This window comes from Pantoea sp. S-LA4 (assembly GCF_054482835.1).
On sequence record NZ_JBTLRC010000001.1, the window covers coordinates 44,927 to 69,050 of the forward strand.

27 protein-coding genes and 3 pseudogenes are annotated in these 24,124 nt (G+C 52.4%); 7 read left to right on the forward strand and 23 right to left on the reverse strand.

The annotated features are described in order from the left end of the window. Window positions 1–70 precede the first annotated feature (70 nt). The 13 genes and pseudogenes from ACX3P5_RS00265 to ACX3P5_RS00325 all read right to left on the reverse strand — a co-directional run bounded on the left by ACX3P5_RS00265 (window position 71) and on the right by ACX3P5_RS00325 (window position 10,355). The gene (locus ACX3P5_RS00265) at window positions 71–889 is read right to left on the reverse strand and encodes an N-6 DNA methylase (RefSeq protein ID WP_191923881.1); all 819 of its coding nucleotides are present in this window, start codon (window positions 887–889) and stop codon (window positions 71–73) included. 47 nt (window positions 890–936) lie between these two features. Next, window positions 937–1,083, reverse strand: a complete 147-nt coding sequence (locus tag ACX3P5_RS00270; protein WP_033774359.1) for a hypothetical protein — start codon at window positions 1,081–1,083, stop codon at window positions 937–939. Window positions 1,084–1,172: 89 nt separating this feature from the next. Then, window positions 1,173–1,502, reverse strand: a complete 330-nt coding sequence (locus tag ACX3P5_RS00275) for a hypothetical protein (RefSeq protein ID WP_191923884.1) — start codon at window positions 1,500–1,502, stop codon at window positions 1,173–1,175. Window positions 1,503–2,086: 584 nt separating this feature from the next. Continuing rightward, the gene (locus ACX3P5_RS00280) at window positions 2,087–2,818 is read right to left on the reverse strand and encodes a plasmid SOS inhibition protein A (RefSeq protein ID WP_458968149.1); all 732 of its coding nucleotides are present in this window, start codon (window positions 2,816–2,818) and stop codon (window positions 2,087–2,089) included. Beyond that, on the reverse strand, window positions 2,815–3,252 hold the full coding sequence (gene psiB, locus ACX3P5_RS00285; protein ID WP_061060485.1) for a conjugation system SOS inhibitor PsiB: 438 nt from the start codon (window positions 3,250–3,252) through the stop codon (window positions 2,815–2,817). The genes ACX3P5_RS00280 and psiB overlap by 4 nt, the downstream gene beginning before the upstream one ends. A gap of 38 nt (window positions 3,253–3,290) precedes the next feature. After that, window positions 3,291–5,327, reverse strand: coding sequence for a ParB/RepB/Spo0J family partition protein (locus ACX3P5_RS00290; protein ID WP_458968150.1), 2,037 nt, complete (start codon window positions 5,325–5,327; stop codon window positions 3,291–3,293). A 73-nt stretch (window positions 5,328–5,400) separates the two neighbouring features. Then, window positions 5,401–5,634 (reverse strand): DUF905 domain-containing protein, encoded by a 234-nt coding sequence (locus ACX3P5_RS00295; protein ID WP_187495345.1) that lies wholly within the window; start codon window positions 5,632–5,634, stop codon window positions 5,401–5,403. A 776-nt stretch (window positions 5,635–6,410) separates the two neighbouring features. Further along, window positions 6,411–6,599: pseudogene (locus ACX3P5_RS00300) on the reverse strand (hypothetical protein). Window positions 6,600–6,638: 39 nt separating this feature from the next. Beyond that, window positions 6,639–7,139: an antirestriction protein ArdA gene (locus ACX3P5_RS00305; protein WP_458968151.1), complete on the reverse strand. Its 501-nt coding sequence runs from the start codon at window positions 7,137–7,139 to the stop codon at window positions 6,639–6,641. Between the two features lie 464 nt (window positions 7,140–7,603). Then, window positions 7,604–7,834, reverse strand: a complete 231-nt coding sequence (locus ACX3P5_RS00310; RefSeq protein ID WP_458968152.1) for a hypothetical protein — start codon at window positions 7,832–7,834, stop codon at window positions 7,604–7,606. A gap of 35 nt (window positions 7,835–7,869) precedes the next feature. Continuing rightward, window positions 7,870–8,514, reverse strand: a complete 645-nt coding sequence (locus tag ACX3P5_RS00315) for a DNA methyltransferase (protein ID WP_424996901.1) — start codon at window positions 8,512–8,514, stop codon at window positions 7,870–7,872. A gap of 595 nt (window positions 8,515–9,109) precedes the next feature. Continuing rightward, window positions 9,110–9,256 (reverse strand): annotated as a pseudogene (locus ACX3P5_RS00320) (VOC family protein); the annotation flags it as partial. Window positions 9,257–9,662: 406 nt separating this feature from the next. Next, the gene (locus tag ACX3P5_RS00325; RefSeq protein WP_029571199.1) at window positions 9,663–10,355 is read right to left on the reverse strand and encodes a GntR family transcriptional regulator; all 693 of its coding nucleotides are present in this window, start codon (window positions 10,353–10,355) and stop codon (window positions 9,663–9,665) included. A gap of 158 nt (window positions 10,356–10,513) precedes the next feature. Between ACX3P5_RS00325 and ACX3P5_RS00330 the strand changes: the two genes are divergently transcribed. Genes ACX3P5_RS00330 through ACX3P5_RS00340 form a run of 3 tightly spaced genes read left to right on the forward strand, consistent with a single transcriptional unit; the run spans window position 10,514 to window position 13,215 of the window. Beyond that, window positions 10,514–11,470, forward strand: a complete 957-nt coding sequence (locus tag ACX3P5_RS00330) for an L-dopachrome tautomerase-related protein (protein ID WP_116585184.1) — start codon at window positions 10,514–10,516, stop codon at window positions 11,468–11,470. 18 nt (window positions 11,471–11,488) lie between these two features. Then, window positions 11,489–12,328: a fumarylacetoacetate hydrolase family protein gene (locus tag ACX3P5_RS00335; protein WP_029571201.1), complete on the forward strand. Its 840-nt coding sequence runs from the start codon at window positions 11,489–11,491 to the stop codon at window positions 12,326–12,328. A gap of 59 nt (window positions 12,329–12,387) precedes the next feature. Continuing rightward, complete coding sequence (locus ACX3P5_RS00340; RefSeq protein WP_029571202.1) at window positions 12,388–13,215, forward strand: helix-turn-helix transcriptional regulator; 828 nt, start codon at window positions 12,388–12,390, stop codon at window positions 13,213–13,215. Window positions 13,216–13,228: 13 nt separating this feature from the next. Here the strand turns inward: ACX3P5_RS00340 and ACX3P5_RS00345 are convergent, their stop codons facing one another. Beyond that, window positions 13,229–13,792, reverse strand: coding sequence for a YbhB/YbcL family Raf kinase inhibitor-like protein (locus ACX3P5_RS00345; protein ID WP_109653986.1), 564 nt, complete (start codon window positions 13,790–13,792; stop codon window positions 13,229–13,231). A gap of 591 nt (window positions 13,793–14,383) precedes the next feature. Here ACX3P5_RS00345 and ACX3P5_RS00350 point away from each other — a divergent pair. Then, complete coding sequence (locus ACX3P5_RS00350) at window positions 14,384–14,953, forward strand: TetR/AcrR family transcriptional regulator (protein ID WP_159223855.1); 570 nt, start codon at window positions 14,384–14,386, stop codon at window positions 14,951–14,953. A 52-nt stretch (window positions 14,954–15,005) separates the two neighbouring features. Further along, the gene (locus ACX3P5_RS00355) at window positions 15,006–15,482 is read left to right on the forward strand and encodes a nuclear transport factor 2 family protein (RefSeq protein ID WP_067437284.1); all 477 of its coding nucleotides are present in this window, start codon (window positions 15,006–15,008) and stop codon (window positions 15,480–15,482) included. A gap of 277 nt (window positions 15,483–15,759) precedes the next feature. On the opposite strand, the gene ACX3P5_RS00360 is transcribed toward ACX3P5_RS00355, so the two are convergent. The 4 genes from ACX3P5_RS00360 to umuC all read right to left on the reverse strand — a co-directional run bounded on the left by ACX3P5_RS00360 (window position 15,760) and on the right by umuC (window position 19,281). Further along, window positions 15,760–16,398: an NAD(P)-dependent oxidoreductase gene (locus ACX3P5_RS00360; protein ID WP_067437282.1), complete on the reverse strand. Its 639-nt coding sequence runs from the start codon at window positions 16,396–16,398 to the stop codon at window positions 15,760–15,762. 332 nt (window positions 16,399–16,730) lie between these two features. Beyond that, window positions 16,731–17,084 carry a winged helix-turn-helix transcriptional regulator gene (locus tag ACX3P5_RS00365; protein WP_067437279.1) on the reverse strand — a complete coding sequence of 118 codons (354 nt, stop codon included), beginning with the start codon at window positions 17,082–17,084 and terminating at the stop codon, window positions 16,731–16,733. Between the two features lie 128 nt (window positions 17,085–17,212). Continuing rightward, complete coding sequence (locus ACX3P5_RS00370; RefSeq protein WP_115763932.1) at window positions 17,213–17,638, reverse strand: ester cyclase; 426 nt, start codon at window positions 17,636–17,638, stop codon at window positions 17,213–17,215. A 617-nt stretch (window positions 17,639–18,255) separates the two neighbouring features. After that, window positions 18,256–19,281 (reverse strand): translesion error-prone DNA polymerase V subunit UmuC, encoded by a 1,026-nt coding sequence (umuC, locus tag ACX3P5_RS00375; protein ID WP_458968153.1) that lies wholly within the window; start codon window positions 19,279–19,281, stop codon window positions 18,256–18,258. A gap of 230 nt (window positions 19,282–19,511) precedes the next feature. On the opposite strand from umuC, the gene ACX3P5_RS00380 reads away from it, so the two are divergent. Both ACX3P5_RS00380 and ACX3P5_RS00385 read left to right on the forward strand, forming a co-directional pair. Next, the gene (locus ACX3P5_RS00380; protein WP_458968154.1) at window positions 19,512–19,859 is read left to right on the forward strand and encodes a cupin domain-containing protein; all 348 of its coding nucleotides are present in this window, start codon (window positions 19,512–19,514) and stop codon (window positions 19,857–19,859) included. 11 nt (window positions 19,860–19,870) lie between these two features. Next, window positions 19,871–20,035 (forward strand): annotated as a pseudogene (locus ACX3P5_RS00385) (TraU family protein); the annotation flags it as partial. Between the two features lie 181 nt (window positions 20,036–20,216). On the opposite strand, the gene copM reads toward ACX3P5_RS00385, so the two are convergent. The 5 genes from copM to copC form a co-directional block, all read right to left on the reverse strand. After that, window positions 20,217–20,567: a CopM family metallochaperone gene (copM, locus tag ACX3P5_RS00390; RefSeq protein ID WP_458968155.1), complete on the reverse strand. Its 351-nt coding sequence runs from the start codon at window positions 20,565–20,567 to the stop codon at window positions 20,217–20,219. Between the two features lie 126 nt (window positions 20,568–20,693). Beyond that, entirely contained in the window at window positions 20,694–22,100 is a 1,407-nt protein-coding gene (locus ACX3P5_RS00395) for a heavy metal sensor histidine kinase (protein WP_110015875.1), read from the reverse strand. Then, window positions 22,097–22,777, reverse strand: a complete 681-nt coding sequence (locus tag ACX3P5_RS00400; protein ID WP_031374864.1) for a heavy metal response regulator transcription factor — start codon at window positions 22,775–22,777, stop codon at window positions 22,097–22,099. The genes ACX3P5_RS00395 and ACX3P5_RS00400 overlap by 4 nt, the downstream gene beginning before the upstream one ends. Window positions 22,778–22,803: 26 nt before the next feature. After that, a complete protein-coding gene (copD, locus tag ACX3P5_RS00405) occupies window positions 22,804–23,736 on the reverse strand; it encodes a copper homeostasis membrane protein CopD (RefSeq protein ID WP_110015873.1) in 933 nt (310 codons plus the stop codon). Window positions 23,737–23,740: 4 nt separating this feature from the next. Next, a complete protein-coding gene (gene copC / locus ACX3P5_RS00410) occupies window positions 23,741–24,121 on the reverse strand; it encodes a copper homeostasis periplasmic binding protein CopC (RefSeq protein WP_110015871.1) in 381 nt (126 codons plus the stop codon). Window positions 24,122–24,124: the final 3 nt, after the last annotated feature.

Here is a 24,124-nt window from a genome sequence, read left to right on the forward strand (position 1 = left end):
TCATGCACCCTATACCACTCCGTAATTCCGGCTTCCCTGCCATGCTGTTCCCTGCTGTTTTATCCGTTGCCTACATTGCCCTGATAAAAGCCAGCATCGCCTTGATCCGGCGCTGGCTTTCAAGCCGTTCTTCAAAATCATTGAGATAATAAGCCGGTGTATAGCGCACCCGGTTAAACTCAAGCGTCAGTGTATTTCCGGTAACAACCTCGGCTGCAATGCCCAGCAGGGAAAGCTGTATAAACGCCATATCCGCCGCGACAGGATCGATATCAATGCAACTGACGAACATCTGAACGGAAGGGTTAAGCCCGGCTTCGATCAGGCACTCTGCGTAAGCGATCACCATTCCCCCGGCTCCGCAGGTCGGCTCTGACAGGGTAAACATCCCTTCCCGCCGGATGGTATCAATCACGCCGGGCATCAGCAGGCGTGCCATCATTGACTGGACATTGTAAGGCGTAAAATATTGCCCCTGGCGATCGTCGCCCAGCTCAAGCTCCATAAAAACAGCGCCCAGAAAATCATGAAACTGAGCCTGAAGCGCACATACCATCAGCGCGAACAGTTCGTGCATATTGCGCATGTCGGCGGCGCTGTAGCGTTCGCTGATTTTCCGGCAGCGTTCAATGCTTTCCGGCGTTCTGATCCGGGCGATATCCAGTTCACTGGCCGCCAGGATAATGAAATCGCTGAACACCTCCCAGCGGCGCAGGTTATACGCTGTCTCATGGAAGACGCTGATAAACTGTCTTCTCGCCGCGGCAAGGCTTAACACGGGTGGGGAAACCGCAGGCAGACTTACAGGCAGTGCCGGTAAAGGACGCTGAACAACCGGTGCCGCGTCCTGTGCCTGGTCAAAAAAATCCGCAAAACTTATCTGTGACATGAATCTGTTCCTTTAACAGCCGCCCCGGTCAGGAGCGGCTTTTCACATCACGCCATGCTGAGGCCAGCGTGTACCAGTTTCATAAACTTCGGCCAGTTTTTCAGCTTCATCGCTGGAACGCGGGCGCTTTTTCCTTCGCGAAGCGCATTTACAAATACTCTCGCCTGTGACACGATTTGCGGGTCGAATTGCATGGGTTTATCTCCGTTAAGTTTGATAGCGCCGGAACGTTCGTTGGTAGCGTGGTTCCGGCGGTGAATGAGCAGGCTTATGCCTGCTTTTTTCATTTCTGGTTCAGTTCAAATGCCTCCTTAACGCTCGCTATGATTTGGGCGTGGGTCATGTGGTTGTAATTACGCAGGCGGAAGTAACGCACCCCGATACGGGCGTAAATGTCCGTTACCTCACCGCAGTACATTTCTGCAAACATGAACGTTTCACAGTTCCCGTTCTCACTGCATGCCCAGTTCAGCGGATAGAGTGTCCCCAGCGCATCGTGAAAGCTGTGTACGTCGATCTCCGCAGGCGCTTTTACCGCCGCCGCCTCACGATTCAGCCAGTAATTCCGAGCTTCTTCGGCGTACCCCTCTGCGCTGGCAAAACGATCTCCCAGGTAGTAATTAGTGTTTTGACCTTCAGCCCAGGTTTCGGTGGTTTTGGTTGCGGCGGTTTTGACGTTCTGTGTGTTCATGCTGGTTCTCCTCTGATGGTTACTAAAACCCTGTTTCGGTTGGTATGGAGCGGCGAAGGGCATAAGTAGCACCGGCAGACGGGCGAACACGGGGCGTCACCGCAGGCCGCAGCGCAAGCGAGCCGTCTTTCTGGCGAGTGCGAACGGGCGAGGAACGGCGAAGCGTACCCCTAGTGGGCGAACGGATGACTGTGCTACGAAAAGCCCTCCGCTCCGTACCAGCCGGAAAAGGGTGACAGCACAGGGATGAGCATGAACACAGTCGTCACGACGGAACGGCGTGACGCCCTTAAAGGGCGCAGCGCGCCCGGTTGAAGCACCGGCGACAGCCGGTTGCAGCTTTTGACCTCAGCCATCAGGCCCTATGTCCGAAACCCGAAGGGGTTCGGCGGAGCTTACCGGCAAAGCCGGTTAGCGCAGTAGGACTGACGACCCGGCAAAGCCGGGGAGCCGAAGGAGGCCATGACTCCGTGCCGTTTTCAGTTCAGTGCTGTAATCGCCCCGGCTCATACCGCCACCGCCCTGAACACCAGCTTGTTTGGTACCATCCAGCATTCCAGCTCCTGCGTCATCGCAGTCGATTCCTCTGACAGGAACCCGGCCTCAGCCCCCAGTCTCCATAACGGCTGGCCTGCCATTTCCCAGCGCTCCAGAGATTTCAGTGAAGGGAATCTCTCACTCCACCGATAAAACATGATCTCCAGCTCGGTATGATGCAGTTGCGAGTCAGACCAGCGTGATATCCAGCTACTGACACTGGCTGGCGTGTGGAACGCCAGGTCAATCTCTGCCTGCCCTTTTACCGCCTGATGAATCCGCGTTTTCTCCTCTCTTTCCCGGCGATACTGGCGGGAATACTTCTCATCGCGCAGCTCCGTTTTTCGCCGCTGCCGCTCGGTGCCCTGAAACCGCCATCCCGGAAACAGATCGTGAACGTCATAACTGCTCAGCGGATGCGGGCAGTCCTCACCGGCACTGGCAATCATCCGGTCAATCGCTGCCAGCCATGACTGTCTGTTACCCCTGAATTCGGCCTCAAGCATCGAGGGACGGAAAAAGCGGATTTCTTTCAGGGTTACCCGCCTGCTGCCCCTGAGAAGGCGGAAAAAGGCGTGTGCATATGGATAGTCTGCACAGTACACGTTACGTTCGTGCCTGTTTTCAACGAAGGCGATGGCCTGCATCGCTGCACGGCGTGCAGGTGAAAGCGGAACCAGTGAACGGCTGACCGGGATCATGCGAATTCTCCTTCTGCAAGATATTCCGCCATGCCGGCTGCGCAGTGTTCCAGCAGGGATGCCTGCGCCGCTGCGGCGATCAGGTCGCTGATGCGCTGCGGGTCGAACGGCGTCAGCCTGAGCACCTCGCGCACGCAGTTACCGTCAGCTGACACGAGTACAATCAGCCACTCCCCGGACACGTCTCCCGGACTGCATACGCAGAGACTGAACGCCTCTCCGGGCGGCGTGTAGCGCAGCTGAACCGGAAAGAATCCGCCAAATTCGCCACGGTATTCCCCGTTGACATTCCAGCCCGCTGGCACGTGCAGCAGCTGCGCGACAGCGCTGGTCAGAATATGGCGATCGTTCTCGCCTCTTTCGCGCCACTCCTCAAATTCGCAGGGGTGCATACCGGTCAGCACGGTCAGATTCAGAGCATTGTTATTTTTCATGTTTGTCTCCATGCCGCCCCGAAGGGCGGCGCTCCTTATCAGGCCGCGTGAGCGGGATCGTTGTTGTCAGTGTCGCTGTCAGCCTCAGCAGATCCGGCCCCGCCGGTCGTTTCAGGCTCCTGCCCTTTCATCCAGGCTGGCACCCAGCGCGTATCACGCATTTTTCCCTCAGCCAGTTCAGCAGCATCCCCCTTCTTCATTTTCGCCGCGTCAGCAGCCGCGCCTTTAAACCCGGCCTCAGTCAGCGCATCGATAATTTGTGTATGCTTCAGGTCAGCGAAGAAGTTCGCCTTTGTGGGTTGCCACCAGTCACGCATGTGGAAGCCGATGGCGTTTTCCAGTGAGTCCAGGCGGCTGTCAGAGGTGCGCTGATATTCACGCGTCTGTACCCCGTCAACCGAGCAGGCGACACAGAACGCCATCAGTGACATAAGCGTTTCACCGCTCAGATCGAAGAAGGTGGTGAAGTCTTTATTCCATCCCTGCGGCAGCAGGGCTTCCAGACGGGTCTTTTCCTGCATCAGGGCAGTAAAGCCCGGGCCTTTGTCACCGGACGGGGCATTCTGCGTCAGGCTGTAGTGCGGCACGGTCACGCGGATGCCAAACGGGTTGCCATAATGTGAGCCGGAGGTGAAGACATCAGTGCAAAGCTGCCAGACCAGCAGGGCAACCGCCTTTTTCTGCTGCTGCATCAGCGCAGCCTGCACGGCAAGAGTGCGCTCAGAGGACATTTTTGTGAGAAGCGGCAGACTGATACCCTCAGCCGCATCCGGCTTTTTAGCCACGTTGATTGGGCTGATATGAGGTACGGCAGACTCTGCGCCCTGCTCTGTTTCGCTGCTTTCTTCGCCCTGCAGATCGGCAATACGCACAACGCCGCGCTGCACACAGAGTTCACCGTATTTATCGAACCCGACCACCACGCCCGACATGGCGCGAATTTCCGGGGTCCAGGCACGAACCAGTGCTGCTTTTTCGATGATTTCAATTGCATCGCTGGCGGCGCTGTAGCCATCGTCGTCGGCGCTTTGTGCGCACTCGTCGGCTACCTTGTACAAATCATCGATGCGGCTTTCTTCATCACCGATGTACACAGGCTCCGGCTCGTCAGTCAGCTGATACATCAGCGCATCCCTGTGCGGATAAAGTGAACTCAGCTGGCCCATACTCCATTTCCAGCCTTCACTTTTCTGAATGTCCAGCGCCATTGCGGTCAGCTTCTGCACGGTCAGGGTTTCCAGCAGCACTGAGTCAGCCGTTCCCTCACCTTCCTGCTGACTGAACAGGTCTTCGCGCACGACACCGCCTGCTGCCTCATACGTCTCACGACCCACGAAAAGAAAGCGCTTATCCGTGATCGAGATTTCTTTATCGGTAATGAGTTTTCTTAACATGGTGACCGGCAGGTTAGGCCAGGAGGTTTTCACCTCTTCATAGACACGCACCTGACGGGCCTGATCGTCTTCGAGGCAAAGCGTCTGGCACTGCTCAACCGTCAGCTGATCGTCTGCCAGCAATTTAAGCAGTGACGGCGCAAGGTTTGCGAGTTTCAGCATGCGCTGAACGTGACGAGTGCTGTAGCCCAGCTCTGCACCAATCTGCTCGGGGGCTTTGCCCTGATAAGCCAGGGCACCGAAGCTGGCAATCTGCTCTGCCGCATGCATATCGCTGCGCTGCGCATTCTCGATGTAGGAAACCAGCGCGGCCATTTCCGGGGAAACGCGCTTGAACGGCACCGGGTAATCGGGGGTCAGAAACTGCTGTGAGAGCAGAAGATTCAGGGCGGTAAGGCGTTTGCCGCCTGCGGCCACCGCCAGTTCGCCGTCCGGCAGTTCGTGGGCGACCAGATTCTGCAACAGGCCGACCGACTTAATGGTTGCCGCCATGCTTTCAATGCTTTCCGTTGAATACGGGATGGTGCGGGCATTAAGCAGCGACATCACGAACACTGACAGGGGCGCGTATTCAACCGGCGCGGCTTCAAGCGCCGCTTTTACCGCCTCCTGTTCGGCGTCGGTCACTTTTTTAGCGCTGGTTTTTTTAGGGGCTTTTGCTTTAACATTGGCTACTGACATCGTTGATACCTCGTTAGATTAATGACTGTCTCGCCCTGCAGAGTTGCTGCTCCGCAGGGCACCTTTTCACTGCTTACTGCGCTTTGCGAATACCGTAATCACCGATATAACGGTTCAGCCAGTAACCCGCGTTTGATTCAAAATTCCATGCCCGCCAGACCAAATCGCCGTCCTTGCGCACGACAAGGCGAAAATGCGTACCCTGATCGTCCTCGATGGCAACATTGATGTACTGCGCGGCGACTGCCGTCGCCTGCTCACGCGTATAGGTGTCATCCGGTAAGCGCACAACTGCTGGCTGTTCCACTGAAATCTCCTGATTGTGTTTGCCCTTAAAACCATCACCCGTTGAGTTGCCGGGGCCGCGGTCTTGACGTTTTGCGGGGAACTGCTGCTTTCTCCCCAGGTTGTAACCTTCACCCGTTTGAGAGCCGTTCGCCGCAAAGGGCGTAACGAGCACGGGCCGGCGCAGATGTCCGGGAGCGAGCGGATAAATTTTTGGCCACATAAAAAATTTTCCGGCGAGAGGCTCCAGCCGTCCCTGGACAGCCAGGCGGTTTGTGCTTGTCTCAGCCCCGGCGAAAGGACTCAGACGGGCGAAACAACCCATGAGGAAAGCAGGAACCCGCCGCAACGGTGTGACGCGCGGGCGCGAAACAGCGTTGCCCCTTACATCCCGCCGTGTGTGGTGGCGGGATGCAGGGAGCGCCGTTTACGGCGAGACTGAGCGGCGCAGCCGGAACGGCTGCTGCGAGCGGAAGGTGTTGCGTCAGGATGGAAACCCGCTGCCCCGGAACGGGGCCGGGCAGAGACGGCCTGCCGGCTCTGTGCGAAGCATGACAGCCGACAGGACGCCCGGTGAGACAAAAAACTGTCTGCAAGCAACGGGTGAAACCGGAAGCACTGCGTGCAGACTATGCTGAAAAATTCTGAAAAAATGGCAGCGAAAGCCGGTTTGATTAATCACGTAATCAAAGGCGGAGCGGTGGCTGCGCCGTCAGGCGCACGTTCTTCCGCCCCGCCGCCGCAGGCGAAGGTTTTCAGGCGCGCTGACAGGCGGCCGGAACCGCCTGACTGTGCTGATTACCCTTTTCCGCCCTGCATAATAAAGTGGCCACCGATGTAAACGGCACTCTGACAGGTCATGAAATAACAGATTTCATCCATGATTTCCTCCGTCCTCAACTATCTCAGGCCGTTGGATCGACGCTGCGCATTCACAAGGGTTTTATACTGGCGAAGGATGTCGCGGGTTTGCGGTGACAATTTCATTTTTTTTCCTTTTCGGCAGGGCTTCCCCTGCCGGCATCATCAGTTGCTGAATACAAAGCCGTCGTGCAGCACATACCCGCTGCTGAACAGGTCACGGGCATAGGCTTCATAGTCGAAATAAGAGCGCAGCGGCTCCGGAACGTCATTCAGCAGGCCGCAGTCTTCAATATGCTCATACGCATAATCTTCCTCACTTTCCGCCTTCCCCCTGTACGCATCATCAAATGCGTCGAAATCGCACCCGCCGGAATAATCCGCCCATGCAGCAAAGGCGTCTTCCCTGCCCTCTTCTTTCGCCCGCTTCCACGCCGCGATGAAATCCCAGTCGATAAAGGATTCAGACACGAATTTAGACGGAATGCCCTCCCAGTCCTGAAACATAAATTCAGGATCTTCTTCAGAGGCGTGGAGTTCGCGACACGCGTCGTGAAACTCGGTCTTTTCCTCAAAGTCAGTGAGATCAAACCACTTCCCGAAAATGCTGCCGCAGTTATATTTATGGTAAGTCCCGACGTATACCGCTGGTCCGCTAAATGTCATAAGAAATCCTCCGCAGTCAAAGTTGTCTCAGTTCCGGCCTGTGCCGTGACTGAATGACAGCCCGGCGGAAAGCGGAGTGTTCAGGAGCGACACCGCAGGCCGCAGCGCAAGCGAGCGGGAGACGGGATTACGCACGGCGCAGGCGCGAATTTCTGAGCGGCGGCGCGACGGAAGTAAGCACGGCGGAGCGAGTGCGAACGGGCGAGGATGGCGAGCGAAGCGATCTCTTGAACACGCAGCGGCCGGGCTAAAGTGAAGTCACGGCACCGGCCGCAGCACACACGGATCGGGTTTTCTGCCCTGTCCCGCCGTATGGCGGAATATAGCGGCGCGCAGCAACATCCTTATTTCATTCTGTCCACAGCCCGGGTGCATATCCGGTCAGTAATCCTGTGGACAAAAGCGCAGCGGCCGCAGTATCTGCGTACAGACAGCAGGCGGTCATAAAATAACCGCCTTGTCCGTTATTTCAGGTGGCCGCGCATCTCGGCAGCGCGCCGGTACAGCGCCACCAGTTCGGTATCTATCTGCTCGATCAGCATCCCGGCCATTTTCTGCGCCGGCGCCGCGCCGCGGAAAAGATGGCGTTTTGTCATGTCCCGTAACCGCAGGTGAAACTCGTAAAGCGATTCCTCCAGGTCGTTAATGTCGTCGGTAAGCTGGATGTATTCAATGTTAAGTGGCTGGTCTGTCATGGTGCTGTCCTTATGGTCCGGTTACAGGAAATACGTTATGCGGCACGGGCGGCGCGCAGTTCACCCAGGCGGCGAAGCCCGGCGGCGTGGTACTCCTCAAGCAGTTCGATCCCAATCCAGCGGCGGCCGCACTGGTCCGCGGCAACGCAGGTCGAACCGGAACCGGCAAACGGGTCCAGAATTAAATCCCCGGGCTTCGTGAAGGTTTCGATAAGCGGCTGCAACACGCTCACCGGCTTTTCGGTCGGATGGTTCCGGTTGCCCGTGTACTGCCAGGGCATCACGTCGGGTAATGGCTTCGCCGGCAGCGGCGGGCGCCCTTTGGCCAGCAGGTAGGCGTTTTCATGCTGATAACCGACAAACGCCGATTTCGAAGCGTAGGTTTTGGTGAAGACGAGGTGCCCGACGACGCGGAAGCCCGCGGATTTCCACGCCTGCATAAAGACGTCCACGCGGTTCCAGCCGTAGAAGCTTACCGCCAGGCTGTTGTTTTTGAGCACGCGGAACATTTGCTGGCTGGCCGGCAGCACCCACTCGTCGTTTACGTCGCCCGCGATCGAACGGCCGGAGCGGTCTTTAAAGCCGACAAGGTATGGGGGGTCGGTCAGAATGAAGTCGATGCTGTTATCCGGAAAGCCGACCATGATCTCTACGCTATCGCCACGCATGAATCGGGACATAGTTATGCTCCTCAGTGTCAGGGGGCACCCCTGTGGTGCCGTGACCACCACAAAGACGGGCGTAAAGCGGAGCAGGCAGGGGCGGACGCGCAAGCCGCACGCGCCGCCGAAGCGGACTGAATGTCCCGCGCACGGCGGGGAACGGGTGAGCAGGACGGCGAAGCTTACCTTGCAGGCGAAGCGGCCCGGCTACAGTGAGGGCACGGCACTTTATCCCTGCCGGTTTCCGGCAAAAGGACGGGAACCGGCAAAAGGAGCGGAGCGAAGCGACTCCCTTATCCCTTACTGAAGAGATGCCGCCGGTCGGGGCGGCATCGGATTAAAATATCAGGGTCGGTAATCTTCCCACCGGCAGTCGCTACCGTCGCAGATGACGGGTGCATCCGACGAACCGCCCACCGGAAGCCGCACGCGCCGCCGGAGCGGACTGAATGTCGCGCGCACGGCGGGGAACGGGTGAGCAGTTGTGTTTGATGTCAACTTGGGAGGGGGGTTAAAAGTCCTGCAGTGGTTGCAGGTGATGAACGTCCGCTATGAGCGAGAAGCGGACCTTCAGTATTTACGGGTACGCCTGCACTGGCGCACCCGTTTACACTCAGGGCTTCCATCGGCGCAGAGAGGTATGGTCTTCATACGGCAGCTTTGAAGGCAAAGAAATCAGTTCAATGACGCTGCCCCACGGCGTGCGTCCGTAGCAGAAGAAGTTATTCTCCCCCACCTCAGTTGGAAACATCAGGGGCTGTTTCGCGGGTATATGCATCCGGGTAAGGAGTAGCGGCCTGATACTGAGCCAGGTGGACATGATCGGAGATTAATCCGGGTAAAACGGATTTTCCCACGTAGTTTTTTACTTCGCCATCTTTGGGAATAGCCACAAAGGAGGCAGGGCCGACCGCACTGATGTACTACCCGTCAACAACAACGCGCATGTGTTCCTGCGATGGCTTTCCCAAACCGTCGATAAGGCGGACATCATCCAATACATAAGATTGTGCAGCCCAGCCATTAATGGCAAACAACGCAAACAGGCATCCAGAGAGGTATTTCTTTTTTATAAGGGTTCCTTTTTTAACAAACCTTATGAGTCTGGATGAATTCGGCAGGGTTCACCCGCCAGAAACGTGCAAACCCTGTCCCGTATCACTCAGTTATCCGTGAAGCATCAGCATACCGTGTTCATCGAACAGCTTTATCACAACGTCGGTCGTTTTCTGAATGTGTTCCTGCATAAGCCGTTTTATCTGCTCTGTATCTCTGCTGAGCGCAGCCTCCATTAACGCCTTGTGCTCGGCGTTAAGATCTCTCTCACCGCGTGTCATATTGACGGAAAGGATGCGGTAGCGTTCATTCTGGATAAAAAGCATGCGTTGCATACGAAGCAGCCAGGTGTTTGGGCAGGCTGACGTCAGGGCATCGTGAAACCGGTTATGGCGGCGATTCCATTCAGGCGTTCCGGGCCATTCGTCATCGCCGTTGCCGTAACGAGCCAGAAGATGAAAGGCTGACAGGATCTCTCCCTCCCAGTTCACATCTCCATGTGCGAGAGATTCGCTAAGGCATTCGCACTCGATAAGCTTTCGGGTTGCAGTCAGGTCAAGCAGGTCTGCAAGAGAGACGGGCGTGACGCGGAACCCCTTCTGCGGCTCTGCGATCACCAGATTTTCTGACGTCAGGCGGGAGAGCGCTTCGCGGATAGCACCTACGTTGGTATCCAGCGCTTCGGCAAGCTCTTTAGTGTTAACACGCGCTCCCGGGACGAGCTGGCATGAAAGTAGGGCGTCGCGCAGGCGGGAGTAAGTCGTCTGAGTCAGACTGTCTCTGGATGCGAGGCTTTCGTTCATAGCGTCACTGTTTCCTTCGAGGGTAATAAATTATCATTTACAAAATAGATTTTATGAAAGAAAATCTATTTTGTAGTGTTTAATCATCTTTCTGGCATATTATGACGGCTCACATTCAAGAGGTCTCTACCTCAGATAAATATTTGTGAAATGGCGTAATGACAACGGAATGCGGGCGCTTGTTTGCAAGCATGCCTTGGTGGAGCGGTCCCACGCCAGGCGTGGTGGAAATACTGAAAGACCGCAGCTGGGAGCCCTTTCCTGACAATGCGTGGAATGAATGGGACGGACGAGGCGATCCGCTGAAACACTTTGTGGACGTAAACAGCATTTTCAGTGACGGGAAGGGAAGTCTCTGGGTACTTGATGCCGCGGCGCCTGATTTTAGCAATGCCATTGAAGGGGTTGTAAAACTCATTGAGCTGGACATTGAGACCGGCGAAACCAGAAGGACGATTGTGTTTAGGCCTGAAGATGCCCATTCCGGCACCCGGCTTGTCCACATTCGCTTCTGTCGCCATTACGCCATTATGACCGAGTCACGCGAAGGCTCGTTTTATGTCATTGACCTTCGCGATAATTCTTACCGAAGGATCTTGGCTGGCCATCCGCTGATGCGCTGCCGCACCGCAGACGTTCCAGTTATTGAAGGGCGCAGAGTGACGTTTCAGAACGGGCAGCCCATGTATATCCATAACGACTTGCTGGAAATTCACCAGGATAACCAGACGCTGCTGTTCATGTGTCTTTTTGGCGCGCGCATCTTCAGGGTTGACTTCGATCTCATCACTGATTTTCCTGCGGTGAAGACGAAATTGCAGCCGGTATATCAGTTTATCAGGAAGTGGGTATCTGGGTTGCTGGCATGTGTCGCGACAAAGCCGGCAATATCTACCTTACCGATGCTGAAAATAACGGTGTCATCTGTGATGAATCCCGCCGGGGTAATTACACCTCTGGTGCGGGATGATCGGATTATCTGGCCTATCGCCCTCTCCGTTGGTCCAGATAACCGTGTTAATTTTCCGTCCACGCAACTCAACCGTATCCCGATGCTCTCCGGTGGAGAGAACAAGGTGCAACTCCCTTGGGCTATTTACAGTTATCCCCTCTGAACCCGCAATGAGGTCTGTATGAAAATTTGTCGATATGGTGATGCTGGCTTTGAAAAGCCCGGTGTCTTTGACAGTAACCTTCAGCTACGCGATTTATCCGGCATTGTCAGCGATGTGACACCCGGGACGCTGACGACTGTGCTTAACGCATTCAACAGCGAGGAGGATGTTCTACGCCTTCCCATTGTTCCGGGCAACCCGCGCCTCGGGCCACCGCTCAGTACGGTCTCCAAGTTTGTGGCTATCGGCCTGAACTATCGTGACCACGCTCTGGAGGCCAACCTTCCTATACCTGATGAGCCGGTTGTGTTTTTCAAGGCACCAAGCTGTATCAATGGTCCTGACGACGACATCATTATTCCTCCGCACTCAACCAAACTCGACTGGGAAGCTGAGCTTGGGATTGTGATAGCCACCAAGGCAAAGCAGGTCAGCCAGGAGAATGCGCTGGAGTACGTTGCCGGCTACTGCATTGTGAATGATGTGTCTGACCGCGGATTTCAGTTTCAGTCATCGCAGTGGGACAAGGCTAAAAGCTGCGACACATTTGGTCCGATGGGTCCGTATATCGTCACCCGGGATGAAGTCTGTGATCCGCAGAACCTGTCTATCTGGCTGGAAGTTAACGGTGAAAGGCGGCAGTTCAGCCATACTTCTCAGATGATCTTCAGCGTCGCCGAGATAGTCTCCTATGTCAGTCACTATATGACGTTGCTCCCGGGAGACGTGATTGCCACGGGAACACCCGCTGGCGTTAGTCTTGGCATGAAACCCGAACCGGTGTGGCTCAAAGAGGGCGATAGCATACGTATTCACGTGGAAAAACTGGGCTATCAGAATCAGACCCTGAAGCGCTAACCCAGCAATCTGACAGATGATGAGACTGGCAGTTAGTCGGTCTCTTGACGGGAGGCAGGATGGCAGAAAGGAGTATCATAGTCAGGGCCGGAATCGGCAGCACCGCGCACGTTCATCAGGTTCAGCCGCTGCTTGCGCGCAATATTATTATTGATGAACCCACTGTCATACTGGTTCGTCAGGGGAGTAAATGCATATGCGCGGCGGGGAAGGAACTGGTCATCAATGCCGGAGAAGCGGTCATTGTGGGTGGGGGTGAGTCATTCGATATCACCAATATACCGACAATAGACGGTAGTTACGAGGCTGACTGGCTCAGCTTCAACATCAGTATTGTCACAGGTTATACCTGTACAAACTGCAATGCCGCTCCTGTCACCGAGGTGCATAAATTAGGGGGGGCCAGTGAAAGCTTCCGCCGCGCTTTTTATCATACCAGAGAGATATTTACGGATTCAGCAGACATTCCTGAATCTATTGCTATAGCCCGCATGCGGGAGATGCTCAGCTGGCTGGATGAATACGGCATCTACTTCGGAGATTTTCAACGGAGCGGAATCGGAAATAAAATCCGAAGGCTCGTGTCTTCGGATATGTCATATGCATGGAATATCAACGATGTATCCAGGCAACTGGGGATGTCTGAAGCCACGCTGAGGCGCAGGCTTTCGGCGGAAAGTAGCTCGTTTTCGCGAATTATTGCAGATGTGCGCATGTGCCGGGCCCTGACGCTACTGCAGGTTACTGATTTATCAGTCATACAGATAGCCTATGAGGTAGGCTATATTAGCCCTTCAAAATTTTCGGCGCGGTTTCGTAGCCGGTTTGGGTTTTGTCCGGGTCAGGTTCGAACGTTAAAAAACACTGAGCAGTTAGTGCAAGCCTGACCCGTAACTGGCTTTAACGCCCCTGCGTGATGCGAATTTTTGCTTCACCTAGCGAGTTTGCCCTGGTCATAAAGCCGACCATGGCCGGTGTGGAATCAGCGGTAATATTGGGCACTTTATCTACTTTGAGCGCAGTGAGCGTGACCACATAACGATGCGTCTGGCCCTTTGGCGGGCATGGGCCACCGTATCCGGGCACACCAAAGTCGGTGCGCGTCTGGATTGTTCCTGCCGGGAGGCCTGTATTGTCTTTTGCGATGTCCGACGGGATCGATTTTGCATCTGCAGGAATATTCACTACTTGCCAGTGGACCCAGCCCAGGCCTGTGGGTGCATCACGATCGTAGATCTGCAGCGCGAAGCTTTTTGTTCCGGCCGGTGCACCTGACCACGTGAAGGACGGCGATTTATTCTCTCCGGCACAGCCGAATCCGTAAGACTCGCTGAGTAGCTGAGTATTCGCGAAGCGGCCTGAACCAAGCTCTTTACTGGACAGGGTAAAATCCGCAGCGAGTGCGGACTGGCTGAGCAATGCCAGGCACACAGCACCGGCTACAGGAAGAAGGTATTTTGACATCAGTTGTCTCCAGAAGGGTTGTCGCCTATGATTTTAAGAACAGCTGGAAAAGGTTTCGCTCCTGAAACAATCAAAGACTGTTCCAATACGCTCATTTGAAATCATTTTATTAAGAGGTTTTCAACGGTACTACTACAAACCGATAGCGAGCCTAAAGAGTCCGCTATGAGCGATCAGCGGACCTTCATATTTATGCATTGGACACTCCATCAGCCATTATTTCGCCGCGCTTTAGGGATGCATTGTTCTTATAACTGATATACGCAAAATGTCATCAAAACCCCTCCAACAGGCCGGCATCATCATTTCAGCAGTACTTCTCATCCTTTTTATACGGAGTTAATCCATCCATTACGCAAGCCAGCTACCCCGGCTTATGTTACAGCCACTGTGCGCGTAGACGAGCTCGTCTGACTTTTTACCTTTGTGCAGCTGCCTTCATCGGTTTCTCATCAAAGTAAATCAGACTTGTGCCTGATACTGAATTAACTCACTGTTATTAAAAGCATTTACTAAGAATTATTGTCATTAGGAACTTCAATGATGCAAAACTTATTGACAGGGGTAGAACAATCATTCTACCTTCTCGTCATGAACATGACGTCAGGCAATACCCGTGAAAAGATCCTTAAAACTGCTGAAGAGCTTATCTATAAGAACGGTATTCATGCCACTGGCATGGACCTTATTGTTAAGACCTCAGGAGTGGCAAGGAAAAGTATTTATCGACAATTTTCAGGTAAGGAGGACATTGCAACTGCCGCACTGAGTGTGCGCGACGAGCGATGGATGTATTGGTTCAGAACAGAGACAGATAAAGGCAATACGCCACAGGATCGTATCCTGAATATATTTACGGTGCTCAACAGCTGGTTTAAATCTGAGGGTTTCCGTGGTTGTGCGTTTATCAATACAGCCGGAGAAACGGGTGATCCCGAGGACCCCGTTCGCCAGTTAGCAAAGATGCATAAACAAAAGTTGCTGGATTATGTCGGCGAACTTTCAAAACAGCTGAATATTCAACATCCGGAAGATTTGTCCAGAAAGTTGCTGATTCTCATTGAGGGAGCAATTACGACATCTTATGTCATAGGGGATCCTGATGCTGCAGATAACGCGAGAGAAATTGCGCAGATGCTGCTTAAGCAGGTCTCTCCGTAAGTCCGGTATAAAACCACTCTGAATTTTAAACAATGATTACAGGAGTCTTTAAATGACGGGATCACAGGCACGTCCACCATTACCGCCGTTTACTCTGGCAACAGCGACAGAGAAGGTACGCCTCGCCGAAGATGGCTGGAACACACGGGATGCTGCAAGAGTGGCACTGGCCTACACTCTGGATACTAAATGGCGTAACCGGGCTGAATTTGCAAAAAATCGTGACGAAGCCCAGGGCTTTCTTGAGCGCAAATGGAAAAAAGAGCATGAGTACCGCCTAATCAAAGAACTCTGGGCATTTGGCGGCAATCGCATAGCAGTTCGTTATGCCTACGAATGGCACGACGATTCGGGTAACTGGTTCCGCTCTTACGGCAATGAAAACTGGGAGTTTGAAGCTGACGGACTTATGAAAAGACGCTTCGCATCAATCAATGACATGCCAATTAAAGAAAGTGAGCGCAAATTTTTCTGGCCACTGGGACGCCGTCCGGACGATCATCCGGGCCTTTCAGACCTTGATCTGTAAAACAGTAAGCCTCTGATAGACTGTATCTTCGCCAATAACTGATTCTTTACGAACAGATGACCTTCGTAAAAAAGTTATTCACGCCGAAGGGCGAGCACATAATAATAGTTTGCTGAATGATCGCGTATTGTCAGACCAGGCTGGTGGGATGGACAAATATCACCGAATGTTTAATCAGAAATTGCCGGTGGGGAAGTGTAACTGTGATTATTGATGAATACAGGCGTAATGTGTGAGGGAGCCGGGAGGACGTAAATCCCCGGCTCCCTTAATTATGTCAGCGATGCGCGACAGTCATGATACTTCTGATGTGGTTTCTTTGTGAAATTTCATTCACGAACGCTTCAGCATAGTCTGCATATGAGATCCGACTTAGACCATCAGCGCCTTTCAATAGGCTACCACCACCAGTCTGGTAGTCGCCTGTTTTCTCCGATGGACTAATCTCCGCGGCAGGGGAGAAAAACGTCCATTCTAAGTCATCTGCGGTCTGATAAATTTTATAAGCCTCATCATGAGCCAGGCCATAAGGATAGTAATCTGATGGAAAGTAAGGGGCATTGAGCAGCTTTTCACCCGGTGCGACTTCAAGACTTGCAGCGCCACCCACAACGATGACACGCTTGATATCTGCAGCACGGGCTGCACTGATTATGGATTGGGCGGCTCCCACCAGTTCACCAATGTGCTCGCCATGGACGCCAAAAGCACTGGCCAGAACATCAGCCCCGTGAATGACTTTTCCAAACGAAGCCGTATCATAAATATCAGCGACTTCAAATTTGACATCTTGCAGCTCTTCGGGAACAGGGCGACCTGTTCTGACAATACCTGTAACAGTATGTCCCTGACGCAGTGCTTCCCTGGCAATCTCAAATCCGATTTTTCCTGTTGGTGCTATTAGCGCAATTTTCATTTCTGATCTCTCTTTCATAAAGTGAGTTGTGGCGTGACTTATCGGACACATTTAAAAAAGTGCACGTGGGAATGACGTCACATCAAAACGATTGCTTATAATCAGGACGTATTTAAATAAATAATTCTTGCGATTAAAACATCACGTAATTTTTTCACTTTTCAGGCGCCTGTACCTCCATAAATTTATTTCTGATTCACCATTAATCTCAGACATTGCCTCATAAATTCTATCCCGCAAAAGCAGGCCGTTACTGATTTTTATTCAGCAGCCAGTTGCAGGTGTCTGTGATTAACCTGGTTATTTCGGTATGTCAGTTTTAAAGTCCTGGCTCACATCTCGTTATCATTAACTATTGCGGACCTGAGTACGTCGTCTGGAATGTTCTGTCCCCAGTTATTCATGGTCAGCAGAATCGGTTCCAGTGATTTACCCAATTCCGTCAGTTCATAAATCACCTTGGGTGGTGTTTCAGCATAAGCGGTACGCATGACCAATCCGCTCTTTTCAAAGCGTCGCAAACGGTGGGTGAGTGTATGCGCGCTGATACCAGTTAGTGATGTACGTAATTCGCTAAAACGCTGAGGACCACGCAGCAATTCTCTGACAATTAACGTTGCCCAGGGACCATCAAGTAAAATGAGAAATCTCGCCACACCGCATGATGGCAGGTTACATTTCAACATATGTATCTGACCTAAAGTTTTTGGCGCCAGCACCTGAATCATAAATTATCACACAGCGATGCGTTTTGGGTGACATGACTCTTCACTCATGTCTGAGATTACCCCTGAATGTCTGCAGTCTCAGCTAATCAACTTACCAGTTTAGGGATGATGTCGAGCGCCTGGAGCATTGAAAGCTGATCAAACTGCTCCCAGTGACCATTGATTTTTCCATTCTCAAGAGAATAGGCAGTAATGCCGTTAAGAGAAAAATGACGGCCTGTCGCCGGCAAATGAAGAAACTGTCCCGTATGCTCTACCTCTGCATGCCAGATTGCGACAACGGTATCACCCTGTTCAATCATCCGGTCAACATGATAAACCTGCCGGAAAGCTTTATTAATAAAGCGCACGCTGTTCTCAAACCCTGTTTTATCAGGTTTTGCGCCAAATACAGGCGAATGATCCTGAAATGAATCAGACAGACGCTCGTTAACTAATTGAGAAGCAATGTCTGCATCGTTTGAGTTATAAAACGCTGTAAAAAGATCGGCACCGTAGGGATTAATACTCATCTTAAACCTCGTTAGTTGAAGTGAAAAAACCTGGTATTGCAGAGATTTTTACCGGTAAAGGGGAACCCCGATAAAACGAAGTTCGCCCGACAAAAAAATCCCTGTCTTTTATTCTGTGCATTACTCTCCCGGATGGTGCATTCATACGTTCCTTCAGGGCTTAATGCTTATCAGCATGAGAAAAATCGAGGATTCTCATGCTGTGCTTCACCGGGCAGGCTCAATAGTTCATTACGTGCATCAGTTACGTCAAATGCACTAATGCAGTTTTTATTCCTTTTCCTGAAATTTTTTATGGATGCGTATGATGAGCTTGTTCACACCTCCATAACTGCGTTGACATGCATTTTTTACATACCTTGGTGCTCTGGCTCTGAGTGGCATCAGTTTTTACTCTTTTGCTGGCGCGATCATTTTTTTGGGCTCGAATGTAATTCTCCACGAGATGCTGTGGCTGACATTGGCTGCATCGCCCGCCCCTAAAGGCAGATTTAACTCTTTACGGGCCAGAAGACTGACGCTATGCCCAATAAAAAATGGTAAGCCAGCTTTTTTGAACGTCCGCTTCTGGCACATAGCGGACTCTTAGTTAAAGAGTTCCCTCAATTACTCTAAAATTATTTTATTCCTGGGATATCTTTTATTCTCGTTGTGTAGCGCGGCGACAGCATTCCGCGCTTCATCTGCCATGAACTGTCGCGATTTCCCTGACCCGCGAACCAGACCTTTCCTTTGCCTGAACGATTGATGCCGTCCAGCGCTGCCATTAAAGCGTCAGAGTTCGCGCGCGGCTGCTGCTCACTAAACATGTCAAACTGCGCCACATCTGACTGGTAAAAATCGGCCAGCATGACCCCTGCTTTGGCATACCTGTAGCCTTCACGCCAGATAGTACTGAGGCCGCTAAGCGCTGATTCGATAATGTCCCGCGTGTCGTTCGTTGGATAGTCGCATATGCGGGAAGCAGTATTCGAATACTGCGGTTCACCACCGTGGCGACCGGTGGCGATCGAGACGCTTATATGGCGGCAGCGCGAATTCTGCTCCCTGAGCTTTTCCGCAGTACGCGTGGCATACAGTACGACTGCCTGCTGCATATCTTCCAGCTGTGTGACGCGCTGGCCAAAAGAGCGCGAGTTTACAATCTGTTGTTTTGGCGGCGGTGCATCTTCAAGTGCCAGGCAAGACTCACCACTGAGTTCACGCACGGTGCGCTCGACGATAACGTCGAAGTTCTTCCGTATCATGCTGATGTTGCTGTCCGCGAGCTGCAGGGCTGTGGTGATCCCCAGCTGGTTCATGCGCAGACTGATCCGCCGGCCAATGCCCCAGATATCACTGACGTCAGTCAGATGCAGGAGTTTTCGCTGCCGGCTACTGTCTGACAGGTCTACGACGCCATTCGTCTGCGTCCACTTCTTAGATGCATGGTTGGCCAGTTTGGCCAGGGTTTTAGTCGGCCCGAACCCCACGCCGATTATCAGCCCGGTTTCACGCCGGATGCGCTCGCGCATCTGCTGCCCGAATGCCTCAAACGGGATAAGGTTATCAATCCCGGTAACGTCCAGAAATGACTCATCGATGGAATAGACTTCCTGTCCCGCAGCCATCTCGCCCAGTATGGCCATCATGCGTGCAGACATGTCGCCGTTTATGTGGAATGGAAAATCTACAGGACTATTTCGGATTTGATGGCTGCTCTGAGCGAAAAGCGGACATTACGGTCCCGTTAATACATTTATGACTGCCAGATATGTTGAACAAAGCTGTTCAGGTCTTTAGGTAATTATCACCTGATGCGAACCGATAGTATCTCTCGGTATAACTTTCGGAATGACTTGAAAAACAGACACAAACGAACAGGAGAACGTTGATGATTTCAAAGGATAATGCTGAGCATTACGTGTGGGGCGATGATTGCGATGGTTGGTATCTGGTAAACCGTCAAGACAGGTTGGTTATTCATGAAAAAATGCCTCCCGGCACTTCTGAAAAGCGACATTTTCACTCCGTTTCCAGACAGTTTTTCTTTGTTCTCAATGGCATTCTTTCAATAGAGTTGGAAGGTGAAATGCGCAAAATTAAAGCCCTGCAGGGGCTAGAAATTCCACCGGGGTCAAAGCATCAAGCCAGAAACGACACTAAGTCTCCCGTAGAATTTATTGTAATTTCGCATCCGACGACACGAGGGGATCGTTCTGACCTCCTTTCTTCCTACTGACAACTCACAGACATCCGGCCACCTCGCTAATTGGCGGCAGCATTGCCGGCTACTCATGCGATACAGCGGCCCGAGCGCTCAATCCCTACTTCCTCAGCATCCTGGATTCCCTTATGTGGCGTTCGGGCCTGCCGGAATCGCTTTATCCGGAGGCGCTTATTCCCGGCCAGCGCCAACATGTGGGGTATCCCTGAATATCAGTTGGTGATAATCAGGCTTTAACGTAATGGCGTCAGATATATCTGTATGATGATGCTGTAAAATTAAACCTGTTTAGCTGAGTGTATAATGGATGCAAGCTTACTGAAGGATTCTTTGGGCAGAACCCTTCAGAGCGTTTATAAAGCCGGATAACCGTTATTTTTTCAGCCACGCTTCCATGTGCTCTATTTCATTTTTCTGTGCCTTGATGACATCTTCTGCCATCTTCTTCATTTCCGGATCTTTCCCGTATTTCAGCTCCGTTTCAGCCATGGCAATCGCGCCCCTGTGATGCTCGATCATGCCTTTGGCAAACGCCCTGTCAGCGTCCTGCTCCTTCAGGGCATTCATCATGCTACTGTGCATCTTTTGCATACCTGACATGTACTCTTTTGATGCCGGAGACATGCTCATCTCATGCGTCATTTTTGAGGCCGGTTGCTGAGCCATAACCGCAGCCGGCAGGACAAACAGCAGGGAGGCAAGAATCATATGCGGTTTTTTCATAAGGTAACTCCTTATAGGTAAGATATTTACTTCAGGTTTTCCCGGGCATCCTTTCATATGTCCGGGAACATAACCTTGATACAGAGCAGTTCAAATCATGAAATTTTAGCCCGGAAAATTTTGTTATTACGGTCCCTCTGTTGCCGGCATGATGGCCGTGAACGTAATGACATTATCATTCACGGCTACCTGCAGATCGCCTTCATGGGCCAGCAAAATGGACCGCGTAATAGAAAGACCGAGTCCCGCGCCATCCGTATTATGCTGCCTGGATGCATCGCCCCGGTAAAAACGGTCAAACAGTCGGCCCAGACTTTCCGGTGCAATATCTTCTGTGTGATTGGAAATATGTACAAAGGCCCTGTCCGAGTTATGCTCTGCTGATACGGATATGGCAGAGCCCGGCAGAGAATATTTTATGGCGTTGGTGATCAGATTACTCAGCGCACGACGCAGCATCAGGCGATCGCCTCTGACGAGAGCATCACCTTTAAGCTTCAGCGTTTTATGACTTTCACCAGCAAGAGGCTCGAAGAAATCAATCAGTTCCTCGAGTTCTTCGTGCAAGGAGACGTTCTGCTTCTCCAGTATCATCAGGCCATTTTCTGACTTCGCCAGAAAAAGCATGTCGCTGCTCATTCTTGCAAGCCGGCTCAGCTCTTCCAGATTAGAGAAAAGTACCTCCCGGTAACTGGCTGCATCACGATCCCGGGACAGGGCAACCTGCGTCTGCATCATCAGGTTACTGACAGGCGTACGCAGCTCATGGGCAATGTCCGATGAAAACTCAGAAAGGCGCCTGAAGGATTTCTCCAGCCTTTCAAGCATGCTGTTGAATTCAGCCACGGTAGCCATCAGCTCGGCCGGCAGATTGTGCGCAGGAAGACGTTTACTGAGGTTGTTGATGGTGACAGCGGAGGCCAGACGGTTTAATTCATTCAGCGGCTTGAGACCCATCCTTGTGACAAACCAGCCCAGTAATACCGAAATGAACATCAGCCCGCCGTTGAACCAAATCAGCCATTTTTTGAGCTGGCTGATAAATTCATCATGAAAGCCGGTATCATAAGCGGCTGTTATCAGGACATCATGTTGTCCGCCTGCTTTCTGCGCACTGATTTTTCTGACAATAACATTATAACGCCAGCCTTCATCCTCTACTGTCTGCATCGTATCCGGATATGCGGCTTCGCTGGCAAAACGTCCGTAAGGAAGCGGAAAACCGGGCGAGGAATAGTCGGCAAGTAACCGGTTATCCGACGTTTTAATCGACAGATACAACCCGCTGTGACCTACCATGGCATCGGCAACCTTGCGTGCAAGCGAAGCACTGTCTGGCTGCCCGGAATCAGCTCCACTTTCCAGTAGTTCGGTTGCCAGCTCAAGCTTTCCTGTCAACAGTGCGGCATCCTGATGGCGAAAATAGCTGCTCAGGGCAGCAACAAGCAGGACACTGGAAAGAAGCCAGGCAGACATCATTACACCGGCAAATATCACGCTCAGCCGTGTAGTCAGGGACCAGTTACGCTTCACTCTTCACGTATCTCCAGAACATAACCGATGCCCCGCACGGTATGAATGAGCTTTGGCGTAAAGTCATCATCTACCTTGCTGCGAAGCCGCCTGACGGCAACGTCAATGACATTGGTATCGCTTTCAAAATTAATATTCCAGACCAGGGAGGAAAGCAGGTTTCTTGGCAAAACCTCCCCGGTTCGCTGTAACAACAACTCAAGCAGCACAAACTCTTTGGTAGACAGGTGAATTTTTTTCCCCGACCGGCTCACGGTCCGGCGGGAGGCGTCCATGATCAGATCTGCAATGCTGTGGTTTCCTGAAGCCTGTGTACGGTTACGCCTGAGCAGCGTGCGGATACGGGCCAGAAGCTCGGCAAAATCGAAAGGTTTTAGCAGGTAATCATCCGCGCCCAGATCGAGCCCTTTAATTTTTTCGCTGACGTTATCTCTGGCCGTCAGGAACAGGACGGGCTCTTCGTGGCGTGCCATGCGCATCTGCTGCAGGATATCCCAGCCGTCCATTGAGGGCAGCATGACGTCCAGGATTATCAGGTCATAATGCTGACGCAGAATATGCTCCAGGCCCTGACGCCCGTCGTTCACCAGGGTCACGTCATAGCCTGCTTCCTGGAGTCCCTGCTTCAGGTAAGTACCGGTCTTCAGTTCATCCTCAACAATCAGCATGGTTGTCATGATGCGTTTTTTCCTGCAGTTAATTGTTACTCCATACCGGTTCCTGGCGACAGGGTGCCCAGCCAGGCAACAATTGCCAGTATCAGTACCGCTACGGTAAATTCTGTAATAATGCTTTTACGCATCAGTGCAATACCCGCCTTATAGTGGCCCTGAAGCAGGGCATTTTCCAGCTTTGGTGCAAGCCGGAAGCGGTTGGCGGCAGCCAGCAATAACATCAGAAAAAACAGAGCGGTCTTTATTACCAGCAGCAGGCCGTAAACGCTTCCCGGCAAAGTGCTCAGTGGCTTTTCTGTGATAAGCACGAAATTAACCACTGCCGTGATCACGATGCTTATCACAATAACCGTGCCGGCACGGGCAAATCCCGTTAATGCCCCGGACAGCTGCAGTGCATAAGCCGCTTTACTGGCTTTTTTTATACTCAGCAGAACGGTAAAAGCCGTCAGGGCTCCTACCCAGGCACCGGCTGCGGAAAGATGAACAATATCGCTCAACAAATGGACGTAATAGCTCACACCGTCATTCATGGCTGCATGCCCCCCCCACGCCAGGGTCGCCAGCGCCGTACCGCCTGCCAGCATCAAAACATAACGTGAAAGTACGGCATTCCTGAGCCGCAGACCGAGCCCGACAAAGGCGATGGTCAGGGCAACGAGCCGGACAACCCAGCTCATGCCAACAGCGGTCTCGCCGACCACCATTTCAATAATGTGCAGAGTCAGCTCACCGGGGTCGCTGACACCGCTCATAGACTGGGCAACCAGCAGCATGTTTGCCAGTGACAACACAATCCCGGCAGAAATGAGCGTGAAAAAGAACGACCAGACGCTGAACAAAGATACCGGTTTTTTTAAGACGCCTTTCAGGGCATAAAGCTCAAATAAAGGCAGGCCAAAAAGAACCATAAGATCAAGGTAAAGAAGAAACCGGATGACAATAAAAGTCTGATCGTTCATAGCATTACTTCACGCTAAAACTGTAGTTGCCGGTACGGGGATGTGTGTCAGATGACACCGCACGCCATTCCACCTTATAAGTCCCGGCGGGCAGCGGCTTTGCCGGCGTGATAATCATGGTTTTGGGATCGCTGCCGGCTGCAACTTTAGCTGCAACAGGCATTGGCGCGTGCGATGACATGCCCGGCATGGCAGTCATTATCAGACGTGCGCCAGAGAATTTGGTCACCAGATTTTCGGTGAAGTGAAGCTCTACTTTTGAAGGAGCCGCAACCTGTGCCTTGTCTGAAGGCACTGATGAAGCCAGTTCAGGATGTGCCTGGACAGCGAAAGCAGTGACAGAAGCCACAACAGCGATGAAATACTTAGCAGATGAATGTTTCATTAT

What these genes read in the sequence shown, in the direction of transcription:
- ACX3P5_RS00265 (WP_191923881.1), bottom strand. Translation starts at nt 889, where the DNA reads ATGTCACAGATAAGTTTTGCGGATTTTTTTGACCAGGCACAGGACGCG.
- ACX3P5_RS00270 (WP_033774359.1), bottom strand. Translation starts at nt 1,083, where the DNA reads ATGCAATTCGACCCGCAAATCGTGTCACAGGCGAGAGTATTTGTAAAT.
- ACX3P5_RS00280 (WP_458968149.1), bottom strand. Translation starts at nt 2,818, where the DNA reads ATGATCCCGGTCAGCCGTTCACTGGTTCCGCTTTCACCTGCACGCCGT.
- psiB (WP_061060485.1), bottom strand. Translation starts at nt 3,252, where the DNA reads ATGAAAAATAACAATGCTCTGAATCTGACCGTGCTGACCGGTATGCAC.
- ACX3P5_RS00290 (WP_458968150.1), bottom strand. Translation starts at nt 5,327, where the DNA reads ATGTCAGTAGCCAATGTTAAAGCAAAAGCCCCTAAAAAAACCAGCGCT.
- ACX3P5_RS00305 (WP_458968151.1), bottom strand. Translation starts at nt 7,139, where the DNA reads ATGACATTTAGCGGACCAGCGGTATACGTCGGGACTTACCATAAATAT.
- ACX3P5_RS00310 (WP_458968152.1), bottom strand. Translation starts at nt 7,834, where the DNA reads ATGACAGACCAGCCACTTAACATTGAATACATCCAGCTTACCGACGAC.
- ACX3P5_RS00315 (WP_424996901.1), bottom strand. Translation starts at nt 8,514, where the DNA reads ATGTCCCGATTCATGCGTGGCGATAGCGTAGAGATCATGGTCGGCTTT.
- ACX3P5_RS00325 (WP_029571199.1), bottom strand. Translation starts at nt 10,355, where the DNA reads ATGAACGAAAGCCTCGCATCCAGAGACAGTCTGACTCAGACGACTTAC.
- ACX3P5_RS00330 (WP_116585184.1), top strand. Translation starts at nt 10,514, where the DNA reads ATGACAACGGAATGCGGGCGCTTGTTTGCAAGCATGCCTTGGTGGAGC.
- ACX3P5_RS00335 (WP_029571201.1), top strand. Translation starts at nt 11,489, where the DNA reads ATGAAAATTTGTCGATATGGTGATGCTGGCTTTGAAAAGCCCGGTGTC.
- ACX3P5_RS00340 (WP_029571202.1), top strand. Translation starts at nt 12,388, where the DNA reads ATGGCAGAAAGGAGTATCATAGTCAGGGCCGGAATCGGCAGCACCGCG.
- ACX3P5_RS00345 (WP_109653986.1), bottom strand. Translation starts at nt 13,792, where the DNA reads ATGTCAAAATACCTTCTTCCTGTAGCCGGTGCTGTGTGCCTGGCATTG.
- ACX3P5_RS00350 (WP_159223855.1), top strand. Translation starts at nt 14,384, where the DNA reads ATGAACATGACGTCAGGCAATACCCGTGAAAAGATCCTTAAAACTGCT.
- ACX3P5_RS00355 (WP_067437284.1), top strand. Translation starts at nt 15,006, where the DNA reads ATGACGGGATCACAGGCACGTCCACCATTACCGCCGTTTACTCTGGCA.
- ACX3P5_RS00360 (WP_067437282.1), bottom strand. Translation starts at nt 16,398, where the DNA reads ATGAAAATTGCGCTAATAGCACCAACAGGAAAAATCGGATTTGAGATT.
- ACX3P5_RS00365 (WP_067437279.1), bottom strand. Translation starts at nt 17,084, where the DNA reads ATGTTGAAATGTAACCTGCCATCATGCGGTGTGGCGAGATTTCTCATT.
- ACX3P5_RS00370 (WP_115763932.1), bottom strand. Translation starts at nt 17,638, where the DNA reads ATGAGTATTAATCCCTACGGTGCCGATCTTTTTACAGCGTTTTATAAC.
- umuC (WP_458968153.1), bottom strand. Translation starts at nt 19,281, where the DNA reads ATGTCTGCACGCATGATGGCCATACTGGGCGAGATGGCTGCGGGACAG.
- ACX3P5_RS00380 (WP_458968154.1), top strand. Translation starts at nt 19,512, where the DNA reads ATGATTTCAAAGGATAATGCTGAGCATTACGTGTGGGGCGATGATTGC.
- copM (WP_458968155.1), bottom strand. Translation starts at nt 20,567, where the DNA reads ATGAAAAAACCGCATATGATTCTTGCCTCCCTGCTGTTTGTCCTGCCG.
- ACX3P5_RS00400 (WP_031374864.1), bottom strand. Translation starts at nt 22,777, where the DNA reads ATGACAACCATGCTGATTGTTGAGGATGAACTGAAGACCGGTACTTAC.
- copD (WP_110015873.1), bottom strand. Translation starts at nt 23,736, where the DNA reads ATGAACGATCAGACTTTTATTGTCATCCGGTTTCTTCTTTACCTTGAT.
- copC (WP_110015871.1), bottom strand. Translation starts at nt 24,121, where the DNA reads ATGAAACATTCATCTGCTAAGTATTTCATCGCTGTTGTGGCTTCTGTC.